We start from the raw sequence: 14,123 nt of genomic DNA, 5'->3' as shown, positions 1-14,123 counted from the left end.
TGCTGGCGAACTCGCGACATGATGCCGACGCGGCGTAGCAGGAGTTGCACCTGGTCGATGAGTTCCGGGTTCACCAGGTCGAGCACCATACCGCCGGTGGTCGAACACCCGTCTCCGCGGAACAATCCAGCCAATAGCCCACGCTGGAATTCGTCGTCGGCGGTCAGGACCTCGTGCGATAAGCGCTTCTGGTGAACCCGGAACTCATCGACCAGGTGCAACTCCTGCTACGCCGCGTCGGCATCATGTCGCGAGTTCGCCAGTACATCAACCAGTCTGGAAAAGTGACCGGCCAGGTGTTCGTACCTGGGCTACCCGGCGCCAACGAGGACTTCATCTTCGACGTCGGCAAGAATCTCCACAACTACGTGGGACAAAAGGGGGCGACGCGTACCACCTCTCAAGTTGTGCACGGCCGCCACGTTTATGGAATCCGTGAACTGAGGAACACGGAGGAGGTTCCGGCGAAGGTGTACAACCTCCACGTTGAGGGCACGCACACCTACACCATTCGAGGCACAGTCGTGCACAACTGCTTCCTGCTTCGCATCGAGGACAACATGGAGTCGATCGGCCGTTCGATCAACTCCGCGCTGCAGCTGTCCAAGCGGGGCGGGGGAGTTGCGTTGCTGCTGACCAACATTCGCGAGCACGGGGCACCGATCAAGAATATCGAGAACCAGTCCTCGGGTGTCATCCCGATCATGAAGCTACTCGAGGATTCCTTCTCCTACGCCAACCAGTTGGGTGCTCGTCAGGGCGCCGGCGCGGTGTACCTCAATGCGCATCACCCCGACATCTATCGCTTCCTGGACACCAAGCGGGAAAACGCCGACGAGAAGATCCGGATCAAGACGCTGAGCTTGGGCGTGGTGATTCCCGACATCACATTCGAACTGGCCAAGAAGAACGAGGACATGTACCTGTTCTCGCCGTACGACGTCGAACGGGTCTACGGCATGGCGTTCGCCGACATCTCGGTGACCGAGAAGTACTACGAAATGGTCGACGACGCGCGCATCCGCAAGACCAAGATCAAGGCGCGCGAGTTCTTCCAGACGCTGGCCGAGCTGCAGTTCGAGTCCGGCTATCCGTACATCATGTTCGAGGACACGGTGAACCGCGCCAATCCCATCGAGGGCAAGATCACGCACTCGAACCTGTGCTCGGAGATCCTGCAGGTGTCCACGCCGTCCTTGTTCAACGAGGACCTGTCGTATGCCAAAGTAGGCAAAGACATTTCGTGCAACCTGGGGTCGTTGAACATCGCCAAGACGATGGATTCACCGGACTTCGCCCAGACCATCGAGGTGGCGATCCGCGCGCTGACGGCGGTGAGCGACCAGACCCACATCACGTCCGTGCCGTCAATCGAGCAGGGCAACAACGACTCTCACGCGATCGGGCTGGGGCAGATGAACCTGCACGGGTACCTGGCCCGTGAGGAGATCTTCTACGGCTCCGAAGAAGGCGTCGACTTCACCAACATCTACTTCTATACGGTGCTCTACCACGCGCTTCGGGCCTCGAACCGCATCGCGATCGAGCGCGGCACGCACTTCAAGGGATTCGAGCGCTCCAAGTATGCGTCGGGGGAATTCTTCGACAAGTACACCGACCAGGTCTGGGAACCGGCGACGGAGAAGGTGCGCCAACTCTTTGCCGACGCCGGGATCCGCATCCCGAACCAGGACGACTGGAAGCGGCTCAAGGAGTCGGTGCAGGCGCACGGTATCTACAACCAGAACCTGCAGGCGGTCCCGCCGACCGGGTCGATCTCCTACATCAACCACTCGACGTCGTCGATCCACCCGATCGTGTCGAGGGTGGAGATCCGCAAGGAAGGCAAGATCGGCCGCGTCTACTACCCGGCGCCCTATATGACCAACGAGAACCTGGAGTATTACCAGGACGCCTACGAGATCGGCTACGAGAAGATCATCGACACCTACGCCGCGGCCACCCAGCATGTGGACCAGGGTTTGTCGCTGACGTTGTTCTTCAAGGACACCGCCAGCACCCGAGACGTGAATAAGGCGCAGATCTACGCCTGGCGCAAGGGGATCAAGACGCTCTACTACATCCGGTTGCGGCAGCTGGCGCTGCAAGGCACTGAGGTGGAAAACTGCGTCAGCTGCATGCTGTGATGACCGGCCGAGCGTGATTCCTGCGACGATCTCGCGGCGTGTCGCGTCGTGAAATTCACACTCCGCGGACGGTAGGACGCCCGGTCTGCCCAGGTCAGCGGCTCCGAAGCGGTAAGGTGCTTGACGTGGTGAGAATGCCTCGACCGTCTTTACCCCACCCCAGCCCGAAGCCGGGGGTGAAAGTCGACGCGCGCAGCGAACGCTGGCGCGAGCACCGCAAGAAGGTGCGCGCCGAGATCGTCGACGCGGCTTTCCGGGCCATCGACCGCCTGGGGCCCGAGTTGAGCATTCGCGAGATCGCCGAGGAGGCCGGCACCGCCAAGCCGAAGATCTACCGGCACTTCGCCGACAAGTCCGACCTCTTCCTGGCCATCGGCGAACGCCTTCGCGACATGCTTTGGGGCGCGATCTTCCCCTCGATCAACCTGGCCACCGACTCGGCCCGCCAGGTCATCCATCGCGCTGTCGAGGAATTCGTCACCCTGCTTGACCAGCACCCCAACGTGATGCGGGTGTTCATCCAGGGCGGCTCCAGCGCCCAGTCCAAAGCCACGGTGCGGACCTTGAACGAAGGCCGCGAAATCACTTTGACCATCGCCGACATGTTCAACAACGAACTCCGCGATATGGAACTCAACAAGGCCGCCCTCGAACTCGCCGCCTTCTCGGCGTTCGGGTGCGCCGCGTCAGCAACCGAATGGTGGTTGGGTCCCGAGCCGGACAGCCCGCGATCGATGACTCGCGAGCAGTTCGTCACCCAATTGACCACGATCATGATGGGCGTCATCGTCGGCACCGCCGAAACGATGGGCGTCACGATCGACCCAGACAAGCCGATCCACGACGCCATGCCGGCGGCGCTGTCCTGACGTCAAGCATCTGGCGTTGACATCGCCGAAGGGATCGACAACACTCGGATATATCCGATACCCCGGGTACTGGGTATCTGCGCCTCGGACACTGGGTATCTGCATGACAGGTACGCGCTCGTCGCCGCGAACGCTCGCCAGTGAGGCCACTACAAGAAGGATCTGCCATGACCGATGTCGTGTCCCCGGCTACCGAAGAGGCCGAAAAGCCGAAGTCCGAACCCATCCACACTCGCGCCGTCATCATCGGGACCGGCTTCTCCGGTTTGGGGATGGCCATCGCGTTGCAGAAGCAGGGTGTGGAATTCGTCGTCCTCGAGAAGGCTGATGAAATCGGCGGCACTTGGCGCGACAACAGTTATCCCGGTTGCGCCTGCGACATCCCGTCGCATCTGTACTCGTTCTCCTTTGAGCCCAAGCCGGACTGGAAGAACCCGTTCTCCTTCCAGCCCGAGATCTGGGACTACCTCAAAGGCGTCACCGACAAGTACGGGCTGCGCCGCTACATCGAGTTCAATTCGCTGGTCGACCGCGCCTACTGGGACGACGACGAGTACCGCTGGCACGTCTTCACCGTCGACGGCCGCGAATACGTCGCCCAGTTCCTGGTTTCGGGAGCCGGCGCGCTGCACATCCCGTCGCTCCCGGAAATCGAGGGGCGCGACGAATTCCTCGGTCCCGCTTTCCATTCCGCTGAGTGGGACCACAGCGTCGGCCTGTCGGGCAAGCGGGTGGCGATCATCGGGACAGGTGCCAGCGCGATCCAGATCGTGCCGGAGATCGTCGGTGACGTCGCCGAACTCCAGCTCTACCAGCGCACCCCGCCGTGGGTAGTGCCGCGGTCAAACCCGGAGATCCCCAAGGCGCTGCGCTCGGCGATGGAGAATGTCCCGGGGTTGCGGGCACTAGTGCGGTTGGGCATCTACTGGGCGCAAGAGGCGCTCGCGTTCGGCATGACCAAGCGGCCCAACGCGCTGAAATTCATTGAGGCGTACTGCAAGTGGAACATCTGGCGCTCGGTGCGCGACCGGGAACTGCGACGCAAGCTGGTCCCGAACTACCGCATCGGCTGCAAGCGCATCCTGAACTCCTCCACCTACTACGCCGCTTTGGCCAGTCCCAACGCCGAAGTGATCACCGAGGGCATCAGCCGGATCACGCGCGACGGGATCGTCACCGCGGACGGTCGCGAACGCCAAGCCGATGTGATCGTGTACGCCACCGGTTTCCATGTCACCGACTCCTACACCTACGTCCAGATCAAAGGCCAGCAAGGCGAGGACCTGGTGGATCGGTGGAACCGTGAGGGCATCGGCGCTCACCGCGGCGTGACCGTGGCCGACGTGCCGAACCTGTTCTTCCTGCTTGGGCCCAACACCGGTCTGGGACATAACTCAGTGGTGTTCATGATCGAATCTCAGATCCGCTACGTGGCCGACGCGATCGCCAAGTGCGACAAGATGGGTGCCCAGGCGTTGGCGCCCACCCGCGAAGCTCAAGACCGGTTCAATGACGCGATGCAGGAGAAGCTGAGTCATTCGGTTTGGAACAGTGGCGGCTGCAGCAGCTGGTACCTCGACGAGCACGGCAAGAACACGGTGCTTTGGGGCGGCTACACCTGGCAGTACTGGCGGGCTACCCGTTCGGTGAAACCCGAGGAGTACCAGTTCCTGGGGGTTGGCAAAGGCGCGGGGAAGGGCGGCCGCAAATCCAAGCCGCAGATCGCTGCGGCGAGTTAGCCAGTGGGTGTCGGCCGGACGGCGACACGCGCCAAACACAACGTCTTGTGTTGCACCGGCTTGTCGGACCCCAGGGGTAGTGTTTGTGACCTAAGCAACGTCGCCCAATCGTCCTGGTGAAGTGGGGTTCTGGTGAGTGGAAATGCAAAGCTGATCGACCGCGTCTCTGCGATCAACTGGAACCGTCTGCAAGACGAAAAGGACGCCGAGGTCTGGGACCGATTGACCGGCAATTTCTGGCTGCCCGAGAAGGTGCCAGTGTCCAACGACATCCCGTCGTGGGGGACCCTGACCGCCAGTGAGAAGCAGCTGACCATGCGGGTCTTCACCGGCCTGACCATGCTGGACACCATCCAGGGCACCGTCGGCGCGGTCAGCCTCATCCCCGACGCGCTGACTCCCCACGAGGAGGCGGTGTACACCAACATCGCGTTCATGGAGTCGGTGCACGCCAAGAGCTACAGCCAGATTTTCTCCACGCTGTGCTCGACCGCCGAGATCGACGATGCGTTCCGCTGGTCGGAGGAAAACCCCAACCTGCAGCGCAAGGCGGAGATCGTCCTCGAGTACTACCGTGGCGACGAGCCGCTCAAGCGCAAAGTGGCCTCCACGCTGTTGGAGAGCTTTTTGTTCTACTCCGGGTTCTACCTGCCGATGTACTGGTCGAGCCGGGCCAAGCTGACCAACACCGCCGACATGATCAGGCTGATCATCCGCGACGAGGCCGTGCACGGCTACTACATCGGCTACAAGTACCAGCGCGGTCTGGCCATGGAAGACGAGGCCAGGCGTGCCGAGCTCAAGGACTACACCTACGAGCTGCTATTCGAGCTCTACGACAACGAGGTCGAGTACACCCAGGACCTCTACGACGAGGTCGGGCTGACCGAAGACGTCAAGAAGTTCCTGCGCTACAACGCCAACAAGGCGCTGATGAACCTCGGCTACGAGGCGCTGTTCCCGCGCGACGAGACCGACGTGAATCCGGCGATCCTGTCGGCGCTGTCACCGAACGCCGACGAGAACCACGACTTCTTCTCCGGCTCCGGGTCGAGCTATGTGATCGGCAAGGCTGTCGTGACCGAGGACGAGGACTGGGACTTCTAACTCCCGCCGCCGCTACCACCTTGGCCGCCCAAAGCCACGCCGCCAGCGGTGGCATTGGCGCCGCCCCCACCGCCACCTCCGCCTATGCTGGCCTGGCCGCCGGCGCCGGGAGTCGCAGTGGCGGCGGCCGCGGAGGCGCTGCCGTCCACACCGTCGTTGCCGGCGCCGCCGATGCTCTGTCCGGTGCCGCCGCCCCCGCCCGGTCCGCCGTTCGCAGTACCGCTATTGACCACCGCGTTGCCGCCTTGACCGCCCCCGCCGCCGGGACTGCCGGGTACGGCGGCGCCGCCGCCACCACCACCGCCGGCGCTGGCCACTGCCGAGGCCGAGCCGCTGTTGAGGAAGCCGCCGGCACCGCCATCGCCGGAGGTTGAGAAGCTTCCAGCGATGGCGCCGTCGGATCCGTCCTGGCCCGAGATGGTCACGGCGCCGATCCCCGCGGTGCCGCCGCCGCCACCACCGCCACCGGGGCCACCTGAGATGGCTTGGGCACCGCCGCCGCCGGCACCGCCCCCGCCGGACGCGTGTTGGACCCCGACCGCGGCGGAGGCGGACCCGCCGCTACCACCGTTGCCACCCCTACCGGCGCTGCCGCCGCTGGTGCTGAGCCCTCCGGCACCGCCGCCCCCACCACCGCCGCCGGCCGCCGCGGCGGTGGTGGTGGCGACGACGTTGGCGTTGCCGCCGCTACCGCCGTTGCCACCGTTGCCGCCCGTCACGCCTTGGCCCCCGTGACCGCCGTTGCCGCCGAGGCCGCCGTGGAACACTCCGGTGCCGCTGCCATTGGCGTTGCTGTCGCCGCCGTTGCCGCCAAGCCCGCCTTGGCCGCCGGCACCGCCGACACTGTTGCCGCCCTGGCCGCCGTCGCCACCCGTCCCAGCGGTGCCGAATGCCACTGCACCCGCGCCGCCGCCTTTGCCGCCGGTACCGCCGGTACCGCCGGTACCCGCGGCACCGGCGCTGGCGCTGGATCCGCCCGCGTTGCCGCCCGTGCCGGCGTCCCCGCCATTGCCGCCGGTACCGCCATGCCCGCCGCCGGAGCCGGTGTCGGTGCCGCCAATACCGCCTTGGCCGCCCTGGCCACCGCCGCCGCCTTGGCCGCCGTCGCCAGCATGACCACCGAAGAAGGGCGAGCCTTGACCGCCCGCGCCGCCGGCACCGCCGTTGCCGCCTTGGCCGCCGTTGGTGCCGATGATCGAAGTGGTGGGGGTGACGCCGGTCCCGCCGGTCCCGCCCATCCCGCCGATGCCGCCAGCCCCGCCGTTGCCGTAGATTAGCCCGGCGTTGCCGCCCGCACCGCCCGCGCCGCCGGCACCGCCGGTGCCGCCTTTGGTTCCTCCGCCGGACACCGAGCCTGTGCTGCCGGTGATGCCCGTCCCACCGGCACCGCCGTGGCCGCCGTTGCCGAACAAAAAGGCGTTACCGCCGTTGCCGCCGGGTTGTCCAGGCGCACCGGACCCGCCGTCCCCGCCATCGCCCCACAAAATGCCGCCGGGTCCGCCGCTTCGCCCGGTCCCAGGAGCCCCGTTGCTGCCCTTGCCGATCAGCGGGGTTCCGAACAACAGGTTGGTGGGCGCATTGATCACGGCGAGCAGCGCGTCTTCGATTGTCTGTAACGGCGAAACGCTGGCGGCATCGGCGGCCGCATAGGAAACCCCTGCCAGACGCAACGCCTGGACGAACTGAGCTTCGAATGCCGCCGCTTGCGCACTCAAGGTCTGATAGGCGCGACCTTCGTTAGACAACAGCGATGCGATCGCCGCTGAGACCTCATCGCCCGCGGCAGCCGCGAGGGACGTGGTCGAAGCCGAAGCAGCCGCATTGGCCGTATTCAATGACGAGCCGATGCCCGTCAGGTCAGCCGCTGCCTTCGACAACATCTCCGGGACCGCCAACATGTACGACATCGCCGTCCTCCAGCCCCATGGTTGCCGACCCCATCACGCCTGTGAATGGTGTGAACAAGGTGTGAGGATTGTATGCCTATTACATCCGTGTGCATTCGTTTTCGGGCCCGGAATTTTTCGCCTCGCGACTCGCCCACGCGACTCGCCAAAGGCCTTGCGTAAACGCACGCGTGAACGGCATATGAATTGTGCGAAGGGCAGCGCCGCGTTGTAGCGCGGCCAGGCGCATCCCGTGACACTGAGTGCGTGACCGATGCTTCGCACAACCACCCGAGTTTTCTGCGCTCTGTGATCCGCTGGCTGCAGGCCGGTTACCCGGAAGGCGTACCCGGACCGGATCGCGTCCCGCTGTTCGCGCTGCTACGCAGCACGCCCCTCACGCCAGAGCAGCTCAAGGAAGTCATCGCAGAACTCACAGCCAAGGGATCGCCCGCCGCCGCGGACGGCGTGATCGACGGCAACGAAATCGCCGAAACCATAGCCGAATTGACCCACCGTGACCCCGCTCCGGAAAATGTACGGCGGGTTGCCGCCACGCTGGCCGCAGCTGGTTGGCCACTGGCCGGCATCGACGTCAGCGAGGTCATTCCCGGTGACGAAGACGGAGAGGCGGCCGAAGAGGCCGCCACCCGCCTGCGCGTTGCCTCACAAAGTTGAAATGTCAATCACGAAGCGGTACCGCACATCGCTGGCCAGCACTCGCTCGTAGGCCTCGTTGACGTAATCGGCTGCGATGACTTCGATTTCGGGCGTCACATTGTGTTCGGCGCAGAAGTCGAGCATCTCCTGGGTTTCGGCGATGCCGCCGATGTTCGACCCGGAAAGGCTGCGGCGCGCCGCCGCCAACGCGAACGCGTGCACCTCCATGGGGTGCTCGGGGATGCCGAGCTCGACCATGGTGCCGTCGACGTCGAGCAAGCCCATGTACTGACCCAGGTCCAGGTTGGCTGACACCGTATTGAGGATCAGGTCAAAGTTGCCGCGCAGCTTCTTGAAGGTGGCCGGGTCCGACGTGGCGTAGTAATTGCTTGCGCCCAAACGCATTCCGTCTTCCATCTTCTTCAGGGATTGCGACAGCACGCTGACCTGGCAGCCCATCGCCGCGCCCAGTTTGACACCCATGTGGCCCAGGCCGCCCAGACCGACGATCGCCAATCGGGTGTCGGTGCCGGCCTTCCAGTGGCGCAGCGGCGAGAACAAAGTGATGCCCGCACACAGCAGCGGCGCCGCGGCATCCAGCGGCAACGACTCGGGAATCCGGACGACGAAGTTCTCGTCGACCACGACCGCCTGGCTGTATCCGCCATGCGTCGGTGTGCCGTCCTTGTCGATGGAGTTGTAGGTGAAGGTCGCGCCTTTCTTGCAGTACTGCTCGAGTCCCGCCTTACAGCTGCTGCACTGGCCGCAGGAGTTCACCATGCAACCGACGCCGACGTGGTCGCCGACCTTGTGCTTGGTCACCTCAGAGCCGACGGCGCTCACCACGCCGGCGATCTCGTGGCCGGGGACCACGGGGTAGTTCGGCACGCCCCATTCTGCTTTGACGGTGTGAATGTCGGAGTGGCAAATGCCGGCGAACTTGATGTCGATGGCCACGTCGTGGGGACCGGGCTCGCGCCGCTCGATCGTCGTCTTCGTCAGCGGTGCGGTGGCCGACGTCGCGGCGTATGCGTTGACAGTGCTCATTTGAGTATCCCTATTTCGGTCGCGTGTACTGAAAGAAAGCTTAGCTAAGGTAATGGGTTACCGGCCAGCGCTGGGGAGGTGGGCAGCGTCACTAGTTGATCGGCGCGCTGATCCAGCCGATGTCAGTCAACATCCCGCGGGCCGCGATTAATCCCTCGCCGGTCTGCCAGATCTCGTCGTTCACAATGAAAATCCGGTTGTCCCGGTTGGCGCCGAGCTTGCGCCAAGGGGCGCTGTCCAGGACCGTGGCCGCGTGTTCGGCGGCCGCGATGGAGTTGCAGGACACGTAGATGATGTCGCCGTCGGCTGCGGAAAAGTCCGGATTCTTCGCCAGATCGGTATCACTGGCGCCGAATTCGATGTAGGGCTTGTCGGTGAACCGCTGTGGCGCCGGCCGGTCCACCCCGACGGCCGCCAGCACACTGGCCGGGAAGTTGTTGGCGCCGTAAACCCGCAGGCTGTTGGTGGTCAGCTGCACGACTGATACCTGGAAGTGAGCGGCGTCGTGTTTGACACCGACCTCCGTGGCGCGCTGCTTGAAACCGTTGACCAGCGCGTCCGCCGCGCTGCCGCGGCCCGTCGCCGCCGCCACAATGCGCAGGTTGTCCTGCCAGGCCGGACCTGGCGCCCCGGTGAACACGGTCGGCGCGATCGCGGCCAGCTTCGAATACGTCAGTGTCGAGGCCGTCGAGCCCAGGATCAGGTCCGGATGGGCGGCGGCAACGGCGTTCAGGTCCGGTTCGGTACGCGAACCCACACCGGGCACGTCATGCAGCACCTTGCCCAAATAGGACGGCTGACTAGACGAACCATCCGGCAGCGCCGCGCCTACCACCCGAGATTGCAGACCAAGCGCACACAGCGCGTCGAGTTGGTCTCCAGAGAGCACCACGATGCGCTGGGGATCCGCCGGGACCTGGGCCTCGGCGGGGTCGACGCCCGCGGCATTGCGGACCGGCCGCGTGGCCGGACCCGGGTCAGGGGCGGCGGCATCGCGCGCACAGGACTCGTCGGGCTTGCGGTCGTTGCCCAGCACGCCGGCGCCCGCGATCTGGGTAGTGGGCGTGACCATTAACTGCGACGCCCGCGACGAGGGTTTGTCGGAACCACAGCCGCCGCACGCCAGCACCAGAGCCACGAAAAAGACGGCCGCAAGGCTGGTTCGTGGGCCCCCGGATTGCACGCGTCCGACGTTAACATCCGGCCAGCTCAGGACGCGGCAGCGTCGCGGCGGCGGACCATCCCGGGTGCTGATCACGCCAGTCCACCGGATCTATTACGACAGTTTGTAGGACCAGCCCTACCACTGTCGGGATGGAGGGTTAAGCTTTCACTCAGTAATCTTTCTGCGCCCCTGTCCGGATGGATGTTTGGAGGAGCTGTTGACAGCCGAAGCGCCCCCCTTGGGAGAACTCGAGGCAGTCCGTCCGTACCCGGCTCGGACGGGCCCCAAGGGCAACCTGATCTACAAGCTGATCACCACGACCGATCACAAGCTGATCGGCATCATGTACTGCGTCACCTGCTTCATCTTCTTCATGATCGGCGGCATCCTGGCGCTGCTGATGAGGACCGAGCTGGCGGCCCCAGGACTGCAGTTCTTGTCGAATGAGCAGTTCAACCAGCTGTTCACAATGCACGGCACGATCATGTTGCTGTTCTACGCGACCCCGATCGTGTTCGGCTTCGCCAACCTGGTGCTGCCGCTACAGATCGGCGCGCCGGACGTGGCTTTCCCGCGCCTGAATGCATTCTCGTTCTGGCTGTTCCTGTTCGGTGCCACCATCGCCATGGCGGGCTTCATGACCCCGGGCGGAGCCGCCGACTTCGGCTGGACGGCCTACACGCCGTTGAGCGACGCCATCCACTCACCCGGCCACGGTGGCGACCTGTGGATCATGGGGCTGGCCGTCGCCGGTCTGGGCACCATTCTGGGCGGGGTCAACATGATCACCACGGTCGTGTGTATGCGCGCGCCCGGCATGACCATGTTCCGGATGCCGATCTTCACCTGGAACATCCTGGTGACGTCGATCCTGGTGCTGATCGTGTTCCCGCTGCTCACCGCAGCTCTGTTCGGGCTGGCCGCCGACCGACACCTCGGTGCCCACATCTACGACCCCGCCAATGGTGGAGTCTTGCTGTGGCAGCACCTGTTCTGGTTCTTCGGGCACCCGGAGGTCTACATCATTGCCCTGCCGTTCTTCGGCATCGTCTCCGAGATCTTCCCGGTGTTCTCGCGCAAGCCGATCTTCGGGTACACCACGCTGGTCTACGCGACGCTGTCGATCGCCGCATTGTCGGTCGCGGTGTGGGCACACCACATGTTCGCCACCGGAGCCGTGCTGCTGCCGTTCTTCTCCTTCATGACGTATCTGATCGCGGTGCCGACCGGCATCAAGTTCTTCAACTGGATCGGCACGATGTGGAAGGGCCAGTTGACCGTCGAGACGCCGATGCTCTTCTCGATCGGCTTCGCGGTCACCTTCCTGGCCGGCGGCCTGACCGGCGTGCTGCTCGCCAGCCCGCCGCTGGACTTCCACGTCACGGACACCTACTTCGTGGTCGCCCACTTCCACTACGTGTTGTTCGGAACGATCGTGTTCTCCACGTTCGCCGGCATCTACTTCTGGTTCCCGAAGATGACCGGACGGCTGCTCGACGAGCGGCTGGGCAAGATCCACTTCTGGCTGACGTTCATCGGTTTCCACACCACGTTCCTGGTGCAGCACTGGGTCGGCGACCTGGGTATGCCGCGCCGCTATGCCGACTACCTGCCCAGCGACGGCTTCCAGCCTTACAACGTTGCCTCGACCGTGGGCGCGTTCATCCTGGGCACGTCGATGCTGCCGTTCGTGTGGAACGTCTTCAAGAGCTGGCGCTACGGCGAGGTCGTGACTGTCGACGACCCGTGGGGGTACGGCAACTCGCTGGAGTGGGCCACCAGTTGCCCACCACCGCGCCACAACTTCACCGAGCTGCCCCGCATCCGCTCGGAGCGTCCAGCGTTCGAGCTGCACTACCCGCACATGGTCGAACGAATGCGCAAGGAAGCGCACATCGGTCGTCATGCCACAGCCGGTGAGTCCCCGAAGGGATTCGGTCCACGGACTGAGCCGGATCGCGCGACTAGTGAGCAGTAGCGGCGGCAAGCTGGGGTGACCGCCTCAGCCAAAGTGTCGGTGCTGATCACGGTTACCGGCGTTGATCAACCGGGTGTGACGTCCGCGCTCTTCGAGGTTTTGGCGCGGCACGGCGTCGAGCTGCTCAATGTCGAACAAGTGGTGGTCAGGGCGCGGCTGACGTTGGGTGTGCTGGTTTCCTGTGCGCAGGAGGTCGCCGACGGCAGCGCGCTGCGCGACGACGTCGAAGCCGCCATCCACGGGATGGGTTTGGACGTCACCGTCGAGCGCAGCGACGACGTGCCGATCAACAGCAAGCCCTCCACCCACCTGATCTTCGTGCTGGGCCGGCCGATCACGGCCGGCGCCTTCGGCGCGGTGGCCAGGGAGGCTGCCGCGCTGGGCGTCAACATCGACTTCATCCGCGGCATCTCTGACTATCCCGTCACCGGCCTGGAATTGCGTGTCTCGGTGCCGACTGGGGCCTACGCACCTTTGCAGACGGCGCTGACCAAGGTGGCCGCTGACGAGCACGTGGATGTCGCGGTCGAGGACTACGGCCTGGCCTGGCGCACTAAACGGCTGATCGTGTTCGACGTCGATTCGACCCTGGTCCAGGGCGAAGTCATCGAGATGCTGGCGGCCCGCGCCGGCGCGCAGGGCCAAGTCGCAGCAATCACCGAGGCCGCGATGCGCGGCGAGCTGGACTTCGCCGAGTCGCTGGAGCAGCGGGTGGCCACCCTGGCCGGGTTGCCGGCTTCGGTGATCGACGAGGTCGCCGACCAGCTGGAGCTGATGCCCGGCGCCCGAACTACGTTGCGTACGTTGCAGCGCTTGGGTTTTCGTTGCGGAGTTGTCTCCGGCGGGTTCCGCCGCATCATCGAACCACTGGCTGAGGAACTCAAACTGGACTTCGTCGCGGCCAACGATTTGGAGATCGTCGACGGCCTCCTCACCGGCCGCGTGGCGGGCCCTATTGTCGACCGCCCCGGCAAAGCGATTGCGCTGCAGCAGTTCGCCCAGCAGTACGGCGTGCCGATGGAGCAAACGGTCGCGGTCGGTGACGGCGCCAACGACATCGACATGCTGGCGGCGGCCGGAATGGGCGTGGCGTTCAACGCCAAACCCGCGCTGCGTGAGGTCGCCGACGCCTCGCTGAGCCACCCTTATCTGGACACCGTGCTGTTCCTGCTCGGCGTCACGCGCGGCGAAATCGAAGCCGCCGACGCGGTCGACGGTGTGGTGCGCCGTGTCGAAATCCCGGCCGACTAGCGCGTAGCCCCTGCACCCCTGTAGCCCCCGGCGCCGTTGGGGCCGATGACCACCCAGCGTTCGTCGAGCTCGACGGCCCAGTCGATCGGACCGACCAGGGTGCGGCCACCGCGGCGCAGCGAGACATTCCGGAAGTCGATCAGCAGGTCGGGATCGGCTTCGGTTGCGGCCACCCGACCATCGTGCCGTATGGCCCGTGGGCGGGACGCACCACCCGCCCGTGGGCGGGACGCACCACCCGCCCGTGGGCGGGGCGCACCACCCGCCCGTGGGC

10 protein-coding genes and 2 pseudogenes are annotated in these 14,123 nt (G+C 65.0%); 7 read left to right on the top strand and 5 right to left on the bottom strand.

The genetic code is table 11. The features are described 5' to 3' along the window. Positions 1–221 (bottom strand): LAGLIDADG family homing endonuclease (locus A5634_RS29925; RefSeq protein ID WP_301337107.1); only part of this gene is annotated, 221 nt, incomplete at its 3' end. Between A5634_RS29925 and nrdE the strand changes: the two are divergent. The 4 genes and pseudogenes from nrdE to nrdF form a co-directional block, all read left to right on the top strand. Next, positions 189–2,147 (top strand): annotated as a pseudogene (nrdE, locus tag A5634_RS12750) (class 1b ribonucleoside-diphosphate reductase subunit alpha); the annotation flags it as partial. The gene A5634_RS29925 and the pseudogene nrdE overlap by 33 nt on opposite strands. Positions 2,148–2,272: 125 nt before the next feature. Next, the gene (locus A5634_RS12745; RefSeq protein WP_155769515.1) at positions 2,273–3,016 is read left to right on the top strand and encodes a TetR/AcrR family transcriptional regulator; all 744 of its coding nucleotides are present in this window, start codon (positions 2,273–2,275) and stop codon (positions 3,014–3,016) included. A gap of 167 nt (positions 3,017–3,183) precedes the next feature. Beyond that, positions 3,184–4,755 (top strand): flavin-containing monooxygenase, encoded by a 1,572-nt coding sequence (locus A5634_RS12740; protein ID WP_065144413.1) that lies wholly within the window; start codon positions 3,184–3,186, stop codon positions 4,753–4,755. Positions 4,756–4,887: 132 nt separating this feature from the next. Beyond that, positions 4,888–5,862: a class 1b ribonucleoside-diphosphate reductase subunit beta gene (nrdF, locus tag A5634_RS12735; RefSeq protein ID WP_065144412.1), complete on the top strand. Its 975-nt coding sequence runs from the start codon at positions 4,888–4,890 to the stop codon at positions 5,860–5,862. Here the strand turns inward: nrdF and A5634_RS29920 are convergent. Continuing rightward, the gene (locus A5634_RS29920) at positions 5,859–7,769 is read right to left on the bottom strand and encodes a PE family protein (protein ID WP_065144411.1); all 1,911 of its coding nucleotides are present in this window, start codon (positions 7,767–7,769) and stop codon (positions 5,859–5,861) included. The two genes, nrdF and A5634_RS29920, sit on opposite strands and share 4 nt — an antisense overlap. 246 nt (positions 7,770–8,015) lie before the next feature. On the opposite strand from A5634_RS29920, the gene A5634_RS12725 reads away from it, so the two are divergent. Next, on the top strand, positions 8,016–8,426 hold the full coding sequence (locus A5634_RS12725; protein WP_253861572.1) for a DUF3349 domain-containing protein: 411 nt from the start codon (positions 8,016–8,018) through the stop codon (positions 8,424–8,426). Here the strand turns inward: A5634_RS12725 and A5634_RS12720 are convergent. Then, on the bottom strand, positions 8,415–9,455 hold the full coding sequence (locus A5634_RS12720) for an NAD(P)-dependent alcohol dehydrogenase (protein WP_065144410.1): 1,041 nt from the start codon (positions 9,453–9,455) through the stop codon (positions 8,415–8,417). The two genes, A5634_RS12725 and A5634_RS12720, sit on opposite strands and share 12 nt — an antisense overlap. Positions 9,456–9,546: 91 nt before the next feature. After that, entirely contained in the window at positions 9,547–10,638 is a 1,092-nt protein-coding gene (locus A5634_RS12715) for an iron-siderophore ABC transporter substrate-binding protein (protein ID WP_065144409.1), read from the bottom strand. 199 nt (positions 10,639–10,837) lie between these two features. Here A5634_RS12715 and ctaD point away from each other — a divergent pair, with 199 nt between their 5' ends. Next, a complete protein-coding gene (ctaD, locus tag A5634_RS12710; protein ID WP_065144415.1) occupies positions 10,838–12,598 on the top strand; it encodes an aa3-type cytochrome oxidase subunit I in 1,761 nt (586 codons plus the stop codon). 15 nt (positions 12,599–12,613) lie between these two features. Continuing rightward, positions 12,614–13,849, top strand: a complete 1,236-nt coding sequence (gene serB, locus A5634_RS12705) for a phosphoserine phosphatase SerB (RefSeq protein ID WP_065144408.1) — start codon at positions 12,614–12,616, stop codon at positions 13,847–13,849. A gap of 26 nt (positions 13,850–13,875) precedes the next feature. Here serB and A5634_RS27335 read toward each other — a convergent pair. Continuing rightward, positions 13,876–14,040, bottom strand: a pseudogene (locus A5634_RS27335) (ABC transporter ATP-binding protein); the annotation flags it as partial. Positions 14,041–14,123: the final 83 nt, after the last annotated feature.

Source organism: Mycobacterium asiaticum (assembly GCF_001673365.1).
GTDB classification, from domain to species: Bacteria; Actinomycetota; Actinomycetes; order Mycobacteriales; family Mycobacteriaceae; genus Mycobacterium; species Mycobacterium asiaticum_A.
Note: the sequence above shows the minus strand (reverse complement) of the source record. Positions and strands in the feature narration are given on the sequence as shown.

Excerpts from the sequence above, each read along its gene's own strand:
- A5634_RS12720 (WP_065144410.1), bottom strand. The coding sequence starts at position 9,455 with ATGAGCACTGTCAACGCATACGCCGCGACGTCGGCCACCGCACCGCTG.
- A5634_RS29920 (WP_065144411.1), bottom strand. The coding sequence starts at position 7,769 with ATGTCGTACATGTTGGCGGTCCCGGAGATGTTGTCGAAGGCAGCGGCT.
- A5634_RS12740 (WP_065144413.1), top strand. The coding sequence starts at position 3,184 with ATGACCGATGTCGTGTCCCCGGCTACCGAAGAGGCCGAAAAGCCGAAG.